Raw genomic sequence first — 16,032 nt, forward strand, 5'->3', positions numbered from 1 at the left:
CCGCTGCCGCATCACCGGCGAACGAACAAGCATGGCAAGCCTCGACAAAGCAAAGCTCGCTTCATCCCTCCAGGCCGTGCGCGCTGTCGCGCACGCCCGCCGCACCCGGCGCATCCTGATCGGCCTGCTGATCTTCCTCGTGCTGTTCGGGCTGTTCGGCTTCTTCGCGGCGCCGCCGCTGATCCGCCATATCGCCGAGCAGCAACTGAGCCAGCAACTCGACCGGCCGGCCACCATCGGCCGCATCGCGCTCAATCCGTACACGCTCAATTTCGAAGCGGACAGCATCCATATCGGCGAGCGCGGCGGTACCGGCGATTTCGTCGACATCGCGCGGCTGATCGTGCGGCCGTCGTGGGCGTCGCTGTTCCGCGCGGCGCCGATCGTCGATGAAGTGCAGCTCGATTCGCCGCGCTTTCACATCGTTCGCTACGACGCGCAGCGCTTCAATTTCACCGACCTGATCGAGAAATTCTCGAAGGCACCGTCCACGCCGTCGAGCAAGCCGACGCTGTTCTCGGTGTCGAACATCCGCGTCGAAAATGGCCGTATCGATTTCGACGACAAGTTGCTCGGCCAGCAGCACGTCATCGATCAATGGAAGCTCGGCATTCCGTTCATCGCGACGCTGCCGTCGAAGACCGACATCTTCGTGCAGCCGCTGTTGCGCGCGCGGATCGACGGCAGCCCGCTCGCGATCGACGGCAAGACGAAGCCGTTCGCGGCGTCGCGCGAATCGGAAGTGGCGTTGCGCTTCGACGGTATCGACGTGCCGCAACTGCTGTCGTACGTGCCGACGAAACTGCCGGTGAGCGTGCGCACCGGCAAGCTGTCGAGCGATCTGAAGCTGAACTTCGTGATGTCCGGCGACGCGCCGACGCTGCGCATCTCCGGCACCGTCGATCTCGCCGACGTCGATGCGCGCGACGCGCAGAATGCGCCGTTCGTGTCGCTGCATCAGCTGCACGTTGCTGCGGCAACGCTCGAGCCGTTGAAGAACATCTACCGTTTCGACGACATTCGCATCGATTCGCCGACCGTCGCGCTCGCTCGCGACAAAGCCGGCGTGCTGAGCGTGCAGAAGATGTTCGCACCGGCGCCGGCCACGGCTGCTGCGCCGGCATCTGCGTCGGCACCCGCGAAAGCGACGGCGAGCGCATCCGAAGCCGCATCGGGCGCCGCGCCCGCGCAGGCCGACAAAGCAGCGGACAAACCCCCCGCGCCGCTCGACCTGTCGATCAAGCATTTCGAGCTGACCGGCGGCACGGTGAATTTCCGCGACGACACGCCCGCGCCGCCGGTCGCGTTGAACGTCACGCAGGTGTCGGCGACGCTCGCCGACTTCGCAATGCTCGCGAAAACGCCCGCGCACTACGCGTTCTCCGCGTCGCTGAAGGACGGCGGTTCGGTCGCGGCGTCCGGCTCGTTCACGCTCGCCGCGCAGACTGCGGATGCGAAGCTCGACGTGAAGTCGCTGCCGCTGCCGCTCGCGCAGCCGTACCTCGCGTCGGCGACGACCGCGCGGATCGCCGACGGCACACTGTCCGTCGCAGCGAACCTGAACACGGACTGGGGCAAGTCGCCGGTCGACGTGAAGGTCGGCGACAGCACGGTAACGCTGCAATCGCTGAAGGTGAACGCGGCCGGTTCGAAAGAGCCCGCGATCGCGCTCGCGCAGGCCGACGCGAAGATCGGCCAGGTCGACGTGGCGGCGCGTAAAGCGACGGTGTCGAGCGTCGATGTGACGGGGCTCGTCGTGAACGCGCAGCGGTTGAAGGACGGCCGTATCGATCTCGTGGAACTCGCGAACCCGCCACATGGGGCCGCGGCGCAGCGTGAGGCCCGGCCCGTTGCACCGGCGAAGACCGCAGCCTCGTCGAAAGAGCCCGCGTGGCATTACACGATCGGCGAGCTGAACCTGAAGGATGGGACCGCGAACTTCACCGACGAAACGACGCCGCGCCCGGTGAAGCTCGCCGTGACGCCGATTCAACTGAAGGTGCAGCAGATCAGCGACGACCTGAGCCATCCACTGCCGATCGACCTGCACGCGACGCTCAATCGCAAGGGCACGCTCGGCGTGACCGGCAACGTGACCGCGAGTCCGCTGAAACTCGCGCTGAAGATCGACGCGAACCGGCTCGACGCGGCGGCGTTCGAACCGTACTTCGGCGGCAAGCTGAACGCGACCATCGCCAGCGCGCTGCTGAACGCGAACGGCGACGTCGCGATGTCGCAGGCGAAGGCGTTGCAGGTTACGTATCGCGGCGACGTGGCGCTCGTCGACGTGCGCATGCTCGACAAGGCGACGTCCGACCCGTTCGCTGGCTGGCGTTCGCTCGCGCTGGCGAACCTGAAGGCGCGTTACGACGAGCACGGCACCGACGTCGACGCGGGCCGCGTTACGTTCTCGAATTTCTACGGGCGCGTGCTGCTCGACGCGCAGGGCAAGCTGAATCTGAGCGACGTCGTCGCGCACGAAACTGGCGAGGCGAAGTCGCTCACGCGCGACAAGAACGCGAAGGGCGAGCCGATACCGCTGACGCCGCAGGCCGCGTCCGAGGCGGCGGCCGCGTCGGCGCCCCGTCCCGCATCGAGTCCCGCGCCGACGGTGACCGCGGCGACGCCGCCGCAAAGTCCGGTGAAGTTGCACTTCGGTCAGCTGCTGCTGCAGGACGGTCGCGTCACGTACACCGACAACTTCATCAAGCCGAACTACACCGCGAACCTTGTCAGCATCACGGGCAAGATCGGCGCATTCGGCACGCAGTCCACGACACCCGCGCCCGTCGACGTCGCTGCGAAGCTCGCGGCGAATGGACCGCTGTCGATCCGCGGCACCGTCAATCCGTTGATCGCGAAGCCCGCGCTCGATCTGACCGCGAGCGCGCACGACATCGAGTTGACCAACCTCACGCCGTATTCGGCGAAGTACGCGGGCTATCCGATCACGAAGGGCAAGCTCAACGTCGACCTGCACTACAAGCTCGACAACGATCAGCTGACCGCGAACAACCACATCTTCATCGACCAGCTGACGTTCGGCGACCACGTCGACAACGACACCGCGACGAAGCTGCCGGTGCGTCTCGCGATCTCGCTCCTGAAGAACTCGCGCGGCGAGATCGACTTGAACATTCCGGTGTCGGGCTCGCTGTCGAACCCCGAGTTCAGCATCGGCGGGCTGATCTGGCATGCGGTGCTGAACCTGCTGCAGAAGGCGGTCGCCGCGCCGTTCTCGCTGCTCGCGAACGCGTTCGGCGGAGGCGGCGAAGAGCTCGGCTATGTCGAATTCGACGCGGGCTCGGCAACGCTGTCGGATGCGGCGACGAAGAAGCTCGACACGATCGCGAAGGTGCTCGCCGACAAGCCGTCGATCCGCATCGACCTGATCGGCCGGGTCGATCCCGCCGCCGACGAACCCGCGCTGCGTAACGCGTACGTCGACCGTCTTGTCAAGCAGCAGAAGATCAAGGACACGGTAGGCAACGGCGAAAGCGTCGACACGTCGTCGGTCACAGTCGATCCGGGCGAGTACGACAAGTACCTCTCGAAGGCCTATAAATCAGCGGACTTCAAGAAGCCGCGCAACTTCGTCGGTCTGACGAAGACGCTGCCCGCCGACGAGATGAAGGCCGCGATCGCCGAGCACGCGCCGATCAACGACGCGTCGCTACGCGACCTCGCACAACGACGCGCGCAAAGCGTGCAGCAGTACTTCGACGGCAAGATCGATAGCAGCCGGATCTTCATCGTTGCGCCGAAGCTCAACGCCGAGGGCATCAAGGACAAGGGCGCGGCGACACGGGTGGACTTCGGGCTCAAGTGACGGCGGCTCGCGCGTGAAGAGGCGTCGATAGCAGCGAGACCCGCGGGACCGGAGAGAACGGGAGGAAGCGGTATGCGGGCCATCGCCGCACGCGACGTCGTCGCCTGGGCCGTTTTCGTCGCACGCGGCGTGCGGCTCGCGATCGTGTGCGCATGTGTGGCGCTTGCGGGCTGCAGTAAGCCGGCGTCGCCGCTGCCGAACGACGCGTACGTGTGGCAGCGCGTGTGGACCGATGGCGTCGTCGCGGCAATGCGCGCAAGCGGCGGTCTCGTCGGTACCTGGCACATACTCGCCGCTGAACTCGATGCGCGCGGCCGCTGGAGCGATGTCGCACCTGACTGGAGCGTACTCGCGTCCGAACATGCGCCGGTGGTCGCGGTCGTGCGGATCGACGGCGCGCTCAATCGACTCGACGATTCAACGTTGATCGCCCATGTCACCCGGTTGCTCGATGCGTGGAAGCACCGCGGCGTGAACGTCGCAGGCCTCGAGATCGATCACGATTGCGCGACCGCGCGGCTCGCCGGCTACCAGCGTTTTCTCGCCGCGTTGCGCGCGCGGCTCGACCCATCCATGCGGCTCTCCATCACCGCGCTGCCGACCTGGCTCGACAGTCCCGCGGCGCTCGACGGCGTGCTCGCGCAAACCGATGAAGCGGTGCTGCAGGTGCATGCGGTGATGAATCCCGTGCAGGGCCTGTTCGACGACACGCGGGCGCTCGCGTGGATGCGCGCGTTCGCGCGGCACAATCGCCATCCGTGGCGCGTTGCATTGCCGACGTACGGCACGCGCGTGACGTGGAGCCGCGACGGTCGCGTGACCGGCATCGAAAGCGAGCAGCCCGCGCTGCAGTCGGACGATCTCGCGCACGAACTCGTCGCGCAGCCCAATGAGATTTCCGCGTTCGCCGCGCGCATCGCGAAGGAGCGGCCCGATGGGCTCGCGGGCATCGTCTGGTTCCGCCTGCCCACTGATGACGACACCCGCGCATGGAGCCTCGCGACATGGCGTGCGGTGCTCGCGCACACGCCGCTGCAACCCGCGCTGACGGTGCGCACGCGTGAAGCGGCCGGGTCGGCGGCGCGCGATCTCGTGCTCGTGAACGCGGGCAACGCGGACGCGCCGCTGCCCGCGCGCATCCGGGTCGATGCGCGCTGCGATGCCGCCGACGGCATCAATGGCTACGTGATCGATCGCGATACCCAAAGCCTGTTTCTCCGACGCGCGCAGGACGGGCTTCTGCGCGCGGGTCGCCAGCGCACGGTCGGCTGGATTCGCTGCACTCAAGGAACGCTCGCTCCCCGTGTCGAACCATAAAAAACATACTGACCTCGCGATCGCCGCCGCGGTGACTGCCCTGGCCGCGGCGGCGGTCGCCGTGATGGCGTGCGGTCCGGAATTTCCACTGCAATTGCTGGACGATCGCGCGGGCACGCTGAAGAGCACGCCGTCGAATACGTTCGCGTACGAAGCGGCACATCTCGTCGCGCCCAGCGACAGCCTGAAAGCGTACGAGGCGACACCGGCCGCGCTGTCCACGAAGGTCCCCGATCACTCGTCGGACGTGCCGGGCAATGGGACACTGAACGCGAGTCAGCTCGCGACGATCGGCGCGATGCGTGGTCTTGTCGACGGCGACGCGGCGTATGCGCGTGGCGATGGTTTGCCGGAGTCGGTGCGGCAGTATTTCGCCGGTGTCGTCGATGAAGCGCAGGCCGACGCGCCGTTGCCGGATTGCGATGCGACGGGGGCGAGTGCTGCGAAGATTGCTGTTGCGGCGAGCGCCGCAACCACCACCCACGCCGCAACCGCCACTTCTTCACCCAGCAAGCCGCCCAAACCCACCGCCGCCACAAAAGCCGCCTGTCGCGCCGACCTCAAACGCGCGCAGGCCGCCGCCGACGCCGCCGACCTCCGCGCCCAACGACGTTTCCAGGCCGCGCTCGATCTGCCGGTCGCGACCGCCGGTCCAGGCGCCGTGTGGGTCGCATACGCATTGGGCGAAATGCATGCGCGCGCGTCGTCCGAAGCGGACTACGACGCCGTCGAAGAACGCCGTGCCGCCGCGCGCGCGTTCGCGGTCGCGCGCGAGCGGGCCCGTGCGGGCGGACCCGATCCGTCGGGGCTGGCCGTCTTCAGCTACGGCGAGGAGGCACTGCTTTTCCTGCACTCCGCCACGGCGCAGTGCGACGACACCGACCTGACTGGACGCACCGCATGCGCCGACGGCATCGATCCCGCGGACATGAATCGCGCGGTCGCGCTATACGCCGGGCAGGATGCGCGTGGCTCCATCGTCGGGTTTCAGTCGCTGGTGCTGATCGCGTCGTGGGCGCTCAGCAGTCCGGCGCGTGCGACGCGTCTGATCGGCGATCCGCTGACGCAGCGTCTGCTCGTCGCGTACGGGCTCGCGCGTCTCGGCGACGTGGTGAACGACGATCCGCAGAGTACGACCGACTACTACGCGATGCTCGACATCACCGGCTATCCGGGCTACGCGGACGTCGCGCGCGGGACGCCGCACGTGAAGCCGAATCCGGTGCTGCAAACGCTCGTCGATGCGATCCGTCAGCAGGGCATCGCGCAGCCCGTCGGCGCGGACCGGCTCGCGGCGCTCGCGTATCGCACCGGACGCTACGATCTCGCACGGACGTTGATCGCGCACGACAGCAGCGCGCTCTCGAACTGGGTGCGCGCGAAGCTCGCGCTGCGCGACGGCGATGTGGCGGGCGCGGCGCGCGCGTATGCGGATGCGTCGAAGGCATTCCCGACGCTCGACGGGAGTCTCGATACCGGCAGCGTCGCGCTCGTGAAGGGCGAGCAGGGCGTGCTCGCGCTTGCGCGCGGCCAGTATCTCGATGCACTCGATCAGCTGTACGCGGCGACGCAGCGCGCACGCGTGGACGCCGGCGCGTTCGCGGGCACGCCCTATTTCGATGCGGACAACAGTGATCTCGGCTATGAGCAGGACATGGCGTACGTCGCCGAGCGTGTGCTGACCAGCGACGAACTGAAGACCTGGGTCGATGCGCACGCGCCGGCCACCGCACCCGTGCCGCTGCCGGCCGGTTTCGCGACCTTCACGACAGATCAGTACTACGCGTGGCGAGGCCAGCATCCACGCACGCTCGCCGACAGCCTGCGCCTGCTCCTCGCCCGCCGGCTCGTGCGCGACGGTCGCGTGGACGACGCATTGCCGTATTTCCCGGCCGACGGCGATGCGCGTTTCGTCGACGTCGACTATGTCGGCAACGGCTTCAAGGTCACCGCGTGGAAGGTCCGCGAGTGGGCCGCCGCGTACGGCGCGGCGCTGCATGACGCGCAGCACGCGTGGGGGCGCACGGCACGGGCGCGCGGCTGGTTCGACGCGGCGACGCTCGCGCGCGAGCACGGCATGGAAATCATGGGCTACGAGCAGGCCCCGGATTTCGCGACCTTCGGCGGCATGTACACGTATGGCGTCGGGCGCCAGGGGGTGATGCAGACGGCTTACGCGACAGGCGCCGCGGGCGCATCGGCGCCGCAGCTGCCGCGCAACACGCCCGCGCAGCGCGCCGCCGCCGATCTGCCGGGCCCGTTCGTGACCGACGACGAGCGGCACCGCTACGCATCGAGCGAAGCGAAGCCCAACGAACGCTTCCACTACCGCGCGATCGCCGTGACCGAAGCCAGTTCTGCCGCGGACCTGCTGCCGCCACGCTCGCAGGCGTTCGCGGCCGTGCTGTGCCACGCGGCGGGCTTCTCGTCCGCCGACCCCGACCGGAACGACGCGCTGTATCAGCGCTACGTGAAGGAAGGGGCGGCCGTGCCATTCGCCGCGCATTTCGGCCGCGACTGTCCGGCGCCGGATTTCGACGCGGCCAGGCGCTTTCCGTACGTGCATGCATGGCGGGTCACGCGCTACTGGTTGCATCACCACTTATATGTGCCGGTAACGGCGCTGCTCGTCGGTCTTGCTGGCATTGGCGGATGGTTCTACCGGCGTCGCCGGGCGGGTTGAATGGCGGCGCGGTTCGTGGCTCCAAAGCGGTCAGTCAAGCGGCCCGTTGCGCGGCCCGGCCGGCCTGCGTCCGTGGTCCCGGCGGGCGGCCCGTCGTGCCCTCGCACAACGAACCCTGAATGAACCCGATTCCAGAGGTTTTTCCCCGTATTGACCACCGCCCGCGCGGTGTATCCTCCGCACTGGCGCCCTGAATCAGCGGGTTTACCGGATCGAAACATTCGGCCCGAGCGTTGCGGACGCCACCGTTTTCCCCTTCGTCCCGATCTGAGAGTTCTTCGAAACATGGCCAGCACGTCGTCCACTGGAAGCAACAAGAACCTGCCCGTTATGCTGGGCGGCGGCCGGCTGTCGCTGGGCAGCCGCATCATGCTGAGCTTCGGCGCGCTGTTCCTGCTGATGCTCGTGATGGCAGCGGTTTCGTACGATCGCCTGCACATGATCGACGACGAAGCGAACAGCATCCGCCGGGATTCGGTGCCCGGGCTGTTTCTGTCGACGACGCTGCGCGCGGCGTCGAACGAAAGCTACACGATGCTCGAGCGCGCCGCGTTCGTCGATCGGGACCCGGCGAAGATCAAGGCGGACCTGGACGGGATTCCCGAGTCGCTGCGCAAGTTCGAGCAGCTCTCGTCCGATTACGAGGCGACCATCTTCGACGACAAGGACCGCGAGCGTTTTCGCGCATTCCGTACCGCGTACGAGCGCTACCTGCCGATGCTGAACGATGCGGTCCATCAGATGGACACATCGAAGGAAGCCACGCAGGCATCGTTCGCGCAACTGACGCCGGTCTGGAACGAAGTGATCCGCACGGCCAACGTGCTCGTGACCGAGAACCGCGCGAGCGCGAAGCAATCGACCGATGTGATCCGTGCATCGGTGAGCGGCGCCGAAGTGACGCTCGCCACTGCGCTCGGCATCGTGCTGCTGGTTGCGCTCGGCACCGGCTATATGCTGTACAAGGCGGTCACCGTGCCGATGGCGCAACTGGTCAAGGTGCACGACACGATGCGCACCGGCAATCTGACGCAACGCCTCGATCTGCGCCGCAACGACGAGTTCGGGCGGCTCGAGGATGGCTTCAACCGCATGTCCGACGAACTCGCGAGCCTCGTCGCGCAGGCGCAGAAATCGTCGCTGCAGGTGACGACGTCGGTGGCGGAGATCGCGGCGACGTCGAAGGAACAGCAGGCCACCGCGAGCGAAACCGCGGCCACGACGACCGAGATCGGCGCGACGTCGCGCGAGATCTTCGCGACGTCGCGCGATCTGCTGCGCACGATGAACGAAGTCTCCGGCGTCGCCGAGCAGTCCGCGACGCTCGCAGGCGAGGGCCACACGGGCCTGTCGCGGATGGAAGAGACGATGCGCAGCGTGATGGAAGCGGCCGGCTCGGTCAACGCGAAGCTCGCGATCCTCAACGAGAAGGCGATCAACATCAACCAGGTGGTCGCGACGATCACGAAGGTCGCGGACCAGACCAACCTGCTGTCGCTGAACGCGGCGATCGAAGCTGAAAAGGCCGGCGAATATGGTCGCGGTTTTGCGGTCGTCGCGACCGAGATCCGTCGGCTTGCCGATCAGACCGCAGTCGCGACGTACGACATCGAGCAGACGGTGAAGGACATCCAGTCGGCGGTGTCGGCCGGCGTGATGGGGATGGATAAATTCTCGGAGGAGGTGCGGCGCGGGATGCGCGACGTTCACCAGGTCGGCGGCCAGTTGTCGCAGATCATCAACGAAGTGCAGACGCTCGCGCCGCGCTTCCAGATGGTCAACGAAGGGATGCAGACCCAGGCGAGCGGCGCCGAGCAGATCACGCAGGCGTTGTCGCAGCTGTCGGAGGCCGCGCAGCAGACCGCGGAATCGCTGCGCCAGTCGTCGCAGGCAATCGACGACCTGACGCTGGTCGCGAACCAGCTGCGTACCGGCGTCTCGCGTTTCAAGATCGAGGCCTGAACGTCGGGCCGGATGGCGCAGGCAACAACGATGCTTTTCCTTCAGTTCGAACTCGACGGCGACCGTTACGCACTCGACGCAACCTGCATCGCGCAGGTGCTCGCGTACGCGCCGGCGCGGCCGATTCCCGGCACGCCTGCGTGGATCGCCGGTGTGATCGAGCACGACGGCGAACCGGTGCCGGTCGTCGACGTGTCGCAGCTCGCGCTCGGCCGGCCCGCGCGCGCACTGCGTTCGACGCGGCTCGTGCTGGTGTGCTATCCGGTCGGACCGGTTGCGGACATTGGAGACAACAATAACGAAACCACGCGCCTGCTTGGCCTGATCGTCGAGCGCGCGACGCGCACATATCGCATCGAGCGCGACGCGTTCGCGGACAGCGGCGTCGCGACGCCGCACGCGCGCTGGCTCGGTCCGGTGGCAAACGATGCCGAAGGGCTCGTGCAATGGGTCGATGCCGCGCAGATGCTCGACGACGATATGAAGGCGCTGCTGTTTCCCTCGACGCCGTCCACGCTCGCCGCCCAACCGTGATGCCCCGCCCACCCGCGATCCCGATGATTTTCGTCGATGCCCGCTTCGAAACCTGGCTATCGTCCGAGACCGGTATCGACGCGTCGTCGCTCGGCATCAACACGCTGACGCGCGCCGTGAACGACCGGATTCGCGAGACCCAGGACGTGCTGCAAGGCGATGCGCTCGACGTGTACTGGCATCTGCTGAACCATTCGGCGGACGAGCGTCAGGCGCTCGTTGAAGCGCTGGTCGTGCCGGAGACCTGGTTCTTCCGCGACCGCGAGGCATTCGCCGCGCTGACGAAGCTCGCGACGGTGTGCCTCGCGAGCGCGCCGGCACGCGTGCTGCGCGTACTGAGCGTGCCGTGTTCGAGCGGCGAGGAACCGTACTCGGCCGCGATGGCGCTGCTCGACGCGGGCTTCGATCCGTCGCGCTTCGTCATCGATGCAATCGATATCAGCGGTCAGGCAATCGAGCGTGCGCAGCAGGCGTCGTACGGGCGCAATTCGTTTCGCGGTCACGCGCTCGAATTCCGCGCGCGCCACTTCACCGAAATCGCCGACGGCTGGCAGTTGCACGAGCGTGTGCGGCAGTCCGTGCGGTTCGCGCGGGGCAACCTGTTCGAGCCGCTGCAGCAGACCGATACGCGCTACGACTTTGTTTTCTGCCGCAACGTGCTGATCTATTTTCATCGCGATGCGCAGGATCGCGCGATCCGTCTGCTCGACGCGCAGCTCGCGGACGGCGGCACGATCTTCGTCGGTCCGGCCGAAACCGGTCTGATGATGCGCCACGCGATGACGTCGGCGCGCATTCCACTCGCGTTCGCGTTTTATCGCACGCCGCCCGACGAAGCGGAAAACGGCGGCGGTGTCGCTCGCTGGAATGCTGCCGCGCCTGGGTGGACGAAGCCGGGGCACAAACCCGCCGCCATGCCCGACCTGCACGACCCGCTCGCCGAACTCACGATGCCAGCCGCGTTGCGCGACGCGTATGCGGCGGCCGCATCGGCGGCGGCTTTGCTGGCGGGCAAACCGGCGGCGATCTCGATGGCACCGGCGCTGCCTGTCGCGCCCGTTGCCGCTGCGGTATCCTCGGCGGGACGGCCCGCCTTGCCGTTTGCCGCCGCGCATCCGGCGCCCATGGTGGCGTCCGCCGCCCAGGTGCTTGCGCCGCAGCAAACAGATCTGGCTGACCTGGCTGACGCACAACGTCTCGCCGATGCCGGGCGTTTCGACGACGCCGAGCGCATCGTGCGCGAGTTCACCCGCGGCCACGAGCCGGATGCGGACGCGTTCTATCTGCTCGGTCTGATTGCCGATGCGCGCGGCCGCGGCAACGAAGCCGCCGATTTCTATCGCAAGGCGCTGTACCTTGCCCCGGCCCATTACGAGACGTTGACGCATCTGGCCGCCTTGCTCGATGTGAGCGGCGACGCGGCGGGCGCGCAGCAGATGACGCTGCGTGCGCAGCGCGCGATCGCGCGCCAGGCGGCGGCCGATCCCGGCCGCGTGAAGTCTTCATGAGGAGCGCATGACCCCCATCGCTGACCCCACGGGTGCAGCCGCATTCGTCGACGATTGCTGGAACCGCATCGGCTCGCGGGGAGGGGACAACTCGTGCCCGCGTCTCGCGCAGTACACGCGTTGCCTGAACTGTCCGGTATTCGAGCGCGGCGCGGCGCTGCTGCTCGACCGGCCACTCGACGACACAGGCGCACTGCTCGACACGCCGCGCATGCCCGACCTCGCGCGCACCGCGGCGGGCGCCGCATACGCGGCGCTGCGCGAGCGCGCGGCCCGCGCGTCGACCGAAGCCGCGCTCTCCGATGAAGACCGTGCGACGATCCAGTCCGCGCTCGTGTTCCGTATCGCCGACGAATGGCTCGCGCTGCCGTCGGTCGCGCTGCGGCAGGTCGAGGAACCGCGGCCGGTCCATTCGCTGCCGCACCGGCGCAATCGCGTGGTGCTGGGTCTCGTGAACATCCGCGGCACGCTGACGGTTGCGGCGTCGCTCGGCGAACTGCTGAACCTGGACCGCAGCGGCACGACACGCCACGCGGGCCGCAACGCGTACGCGCGGATGCTGGTGGCCACGCACCGCAACGAGCCCGTGGTGTTTCCGGTCGACGAAGTGGAGGGCGTGGTGCGGTTTGCGTCGTCGGCGCTGATGCCGGTGCCGCCGACGCTCGCGCAGGCCACCGCGATGCACGCGCGCGGTGTGCTCGCGTGGCGCGACACCACGATCGGTCTGCTCGACACCGCGCGCGTGTTCGACTCGCTTGCCCGGAGCCTGCGATGAGCCCCGCCGACGATCCGGCCCGCCTGTCGCTGCTCGAACTGTTCCGCGAGGAAGCGCGCGCGCAGACGCGCGTGCTGTCCGACGGGCTGCTGCTGCTCGAACACGCGCCCGCCGATGCGGCCGCGCTCGAAGCCTGCATGCGTGCCGCGCATTCGCTGAAGGGGGCGGCGCGCATCGTCGATGTGCCCGATGGCGTCGACGTCGCGCACGCGATGGAAGAATGCTTCGTCGCCGCGCAGCACCGCGAGCTGCTGCTCACCGCGCAACATATCGACGAGCTCCTGCACGGCGCCGACCTGCTGCTGCGCATCGGCGAAGCTAATCCGGAGACGTCCGTCGCACGCGACGAGGTCGATACGTGGACCGCTGGGCTCGCGGCGTTGTCGGGTACGCGGGTGTTGCCCGCGGCCGGCACCGGCAACCTGTTCGCGGAAGCGTCCAATGCCGACGACGACGCGACGCTGCGTACCGCGATCGCGCTGCTCAATGCCCAGGCCGACGCACTGCCCGGAGGCGTGGCCCGCGAGACCACGGTATCCAGCGAACCCTTGCCTGTCCCGGAGCCCGCACTGCTCCCGCAAGCCACCCACATCACGCAGGACGCGCTGGCCACTGAACGGGCCGAACGCACCGCACCGTTTCGCGTCGACGCGCCGCGCGACCCGGACCGGATGCTGCGCGTGCGCGCGGACAATCTCGACCGGTTGCTGAGCCTGTCGGGCGAATCGCTGGTCGAGGCACGCTGGCTGAAGCCGTTCGCAGAATCGATGCTGCGCGTGAAGCGCACGCAACGCGACGCGGCGCGCGCGCTCGACACGTTCTACGAAAATCTCGCGGAGTCGCTCGACGCCGACGCGCTCACCGCGCTGAACGGCGTGCGCGAAACGCTCGGCAACATGCAGCAATTGCTCGGCGCGCGCATCGATGAACTAGACCGGTTCGATCGCCGCAGCGCGCACCTCGCGCAGCAGTTGTACGACGAAGCGCTGCAATGCCGGATGCGGCCGTTCGGCGACGCGGCGCGCACGTATCCGCGGATCGTGCGCGATCTCGCGCGCTCGCTCGGCAAGCGCGTGCACTTTTCGGTGGTCGGCGAATCGACGCAGGTCGATCGCGACATTCTCGACATGCTCGATGCGCCGCTCGGCCATCTGCTGCGCAACTCGCTCGATCACGGCGTCGAATCGCCCGAGCAGCGCGTCGCGTGCGGCAAGCCGGCCGAAGCGACGGTGACGCTCGAGGCGCGGCACAGCGCGGGCAAGCTGCTGATCTCCGTCAGCGACGACGGCGCGGGCATCGATCTCGATGGCGTGCGCGCGGCGGTCGTCCGCCGCCGGCTCGCCGACGAAGATACTGCCGCGCGCCTGACCGATCACGAGCTACTCGAATTCCTGCTGCTGCCCGGCTTCTCGATGCGTGACCGCGTGACCGACGTATCGGGCCGCGGCGTCGGGCTCGACGCGGTGCACGAGATGGTCAAGGCGGTACGCGGCACCGTGCGCATTTTCAACGAGCCGGGGCAGGGCGTGCGTTTCGTGCTGCAACTGCCGCTGACGCTGTCGGTGATCCGCAGCCTGCTCGTCGAGGTGGGCGGCGAGGCGTACGCGTTCCCGCTCGCACACGTGCGGCGCACGCTCGAACTCTCGCGCGACCAGATCGACATGCTCGAAGGGCAGCAGCATTTCGGCTTCGAGGGCCGGCCGATCGGGCTGGTCACCGCGCATCAGCTGCTCGGTACGCCGGTGTCGGCGGATAGCCGCAGCGGCGTCGCGGTGGTCGTGATCGGTGACGACCGCGATCTGTGCGGGATCGCGGTCGACCGCTTTCTCGGTGAACGGATGCTGGTCGTGCAACCGCTCGACAGCCGGCTCGGCAAGGTCAAGGACATCGCCGCCGGCGCGCTGATGGAAAACGGCGAGGCGGTGCTGATCGTCGACGTCGAAGATCTGCTGCGTTCGGTGGACAAGCTCGTGCGCGGCGGCCAGCTCGACAAGGTGCGGCGCGCGCAGGGCACGACGGTCGAAGCGCGCCGGCACGTGCTGGTGGTGGACGATTCGCTGACGGTGCGCGAGCTCGAACGCAAGCTGCTGGAAAAGCGCGGCTACGCGGTGACCGTCGCGGTGGACGGGATGGACGGCTGGAACGCGTTGCGCAACGGCTCGTTCGATCTGGTGGTGACGGACATCGACATGCCGCGTATCGACGGCATCGAACTCGTCACGCTGATCCGGCGCGACGCCGTACTGAAATCGATACCCGTGATGATCGTTTCGTATAAAGACCGTGAGGAAGACCGTCGCCGTGGGCTCGATGCCGGCGCGGACTACTATCTCGCGAAAGGCAGTTTTCACGACGAGGCGCTGCTCGATGCAGTGCGCGATCTGATCGGAGAGGCCCGTTCATGAACATCGGGATCGTCAACGACATGCCGCTCGCGGTCGAGGCGATGCGTCGCGCGATCGCGCTGCGACCCGAGCACCGCGTGCTGTGGGTGGCGACCGATGGCGCGCGCGCGGTCGATTTCTGCGCCGCGCAGCCACCCGACGTCGTGCTGATGGACCTCGTGATGCCGATGTTCGACGGCGTCGAGGCCACCCGGCGCATCATGGCGTCGAAAACGCCGTGCGCGATCCTGATCGTGACGACCAGCGTCGGCGCGAACGCATGGCGCGTGTACGAGGCGATGGGCGCCGGTGCGCTCGACGCGGTCGATACCCCGACGCTCGCCGACGACACACTCGCCGATGCATCGCAGCCGCTGCTCGCGAAAATCGACCAGATCGGCCAGTTGCTGGAACGCCCAGGCGTGCGCCGAACGCCGGCACGGCACGGGCAGACCACTGATGCGGGCAACGCGTCGACGCTGGTGGCGATCGGCGCGTCGGCGGGAGGGCCGACCGCGCTGACCGCGATCCTCGGCAGCCTGCCGGCGGATTTCGGCGGCGGGGTCGTGATCGTGCAGCACGTCGACAAGGCGTTCGCCGACGGCATGGCGCAATGGCTCGACGGCCAGACGCCGCTGAAGGTGCGCATCGCGCAGAGCGGCGACCGGCCGCGGCGCGGCGAAGTGCTGCTCGCCGCGACCAACGATCATCTGCGGCTGACCGCGGCCGGCACACTCGACTACACGCGCGATCCGGCCGACACGCCGTACCGGCCGTCGGTGGATGTGTTCTTTCACAGCGTCGTGCAGCACTGGCGCACCGACGCGATCGGCGTGCTGCTGACCGGCATGGGCCGAGACGGCGCGATCGGGTTGAAGGCGATGCGCGCGAAGGGCTATCACACGATTGCGCAGGACGAAGCGACGAGCGCCGTGTTCGGCATGCCGAAAGCGGCGGCGGCGGTGGGGGCCGCAAAGTCGATTCTGCCGTTGCCGCAGATTGCAAACGAGCTGCTGTCGCGCGTCAAAAGAACACAATGA

The 16,032-nt window shown here is 67.8% G+C and carries 9 protein-coding genes; all 9 read left to right on the forward strand.

Annotated features, from left to right (window positions below; translation table 11 throughout):
• Positions 1-31 precede the first annotated feature (31 nt).
• The 9 genes from ACREXZ_RS10830 to ACREXZ_RS10870 all read left to right on the forward strand — a co-directional run bounded on the left by ACREXZ_RS10830 (position 32) and on the right by ACREXZ_RS10870 (position 16,032).
• Entirely contained in the window at positions 32-3,829 is a 3,798-nt protein-coding gene (locus ACREXZ_RS10830) for a DUF748 domain-containing protein (RefSeq protein WP_431764059.1), read from the forward strand.
• A gap of 72 nt (positions 3,830-3,901) precedes the next feature.
• Entirely contained in the window at positions 3,902-5,146 is a 1,245-nt protein-coding gene (locus tag ACREXZ_RS10835; protein ID WP_431764060.1) for a DUF3142 domain-containing protein, read from the forward strand.
• A complete protein-coding gene (locus ACREXZ_RS10840; RefSeq protein WP_431764061.1) occupies positions 5,133-7,829 on the forward strand; it encodes a hypothetical protein in 2,697 nt (898 codons plus the stop codon). Before ACREXZ_RS10835 ends, ACREXZ_RS10840 begins: the two co-directional genes overlap by 14 nt.
• Positions 7,830-8,114: 285 nt before the next feature.
• Complete coding sequence (locus tag ACREXZ_RS10845) at positions 8,115-9,791, forward strand: methyl-accepting chemotaxis protein (RefSeq protein ID WP_431764062.1); 1,677 nt, start codon at positions 8,115-8,117, stop codon at positions 9,789-9,791.
• A 30-nt stretch (positions 9,792-9,821) separates the two neighbouring features.
• Entirely contained in the window at positions 9,822-10,325 is a 504-nt protein-coding gene (locus ACREXZ_RS10850; RefSeq protein WP_431764063.1) for a chemotaxis protein CheW, read from the forward strand.
• A gap of 23 nt (positions 10,326-10,348) precedes the next feature.
• The gene (locus ACREXZ_RS10855; protein ID WP_431764064.1) at positions 10,349-11,833 is read left to right on the forward strand and encodes a CheR family methyltransferase; all 1,485 of its coding nucleotides are present in this window, start codon (positions 10,349-10,351) and stop codon (positions 11,831-11,833) included.
• A 7-nt stretch (positions 11,834-11,840) separates the two neighbouring features.
• Complete coding sequence (locus ACREXZ_RS10860; RefSeq protein WP_431764065.1) at positions 11,841-12,608, forward strand: chemotaxis protein CheW; 768 nt, start codon at positions 11,841-11,843, stop codon at positions 12,606-12,608.
• Entirely contained in the window at positions 12,605-15,013 is a 2,409-nt protein-coding gene (locus tag ACREXZ_RS10865) for a hybrid sensor histidine kinase/response regulator (protein WP_431764066.1), read from the forward strand. The genes ACREXZ_RS10860 and ACREXZ_RS10865 overlap by 4 nt, the downstream gene beginning before the upstream one ends.
• Positions 15,010-16,032 (forward strand): chemotaxis response regulator protein-glutamate methylesterase, encoded by a 1,023-nt coding sequence (locus ACREXZ_RS10870; protein ID WP_431764067.1) that lies wholly within the window; start codon positions 15,010-15,012, stop codon positions 16,030-16,032. The genes ACREXZ_RS10865 and ACREXZ_RS10870 overlap by 4 nt, the downstream gene beginning before the upstream one ends.

This window comes from Paraburkholderia sp. (assembly GCF_050742655.1).
Classification (GTDB): Bacteria; Pseudomonadota; Gammaproteobacteria; order Burkholderiales; family Burkholderiaceae; genus Paraburkholderia.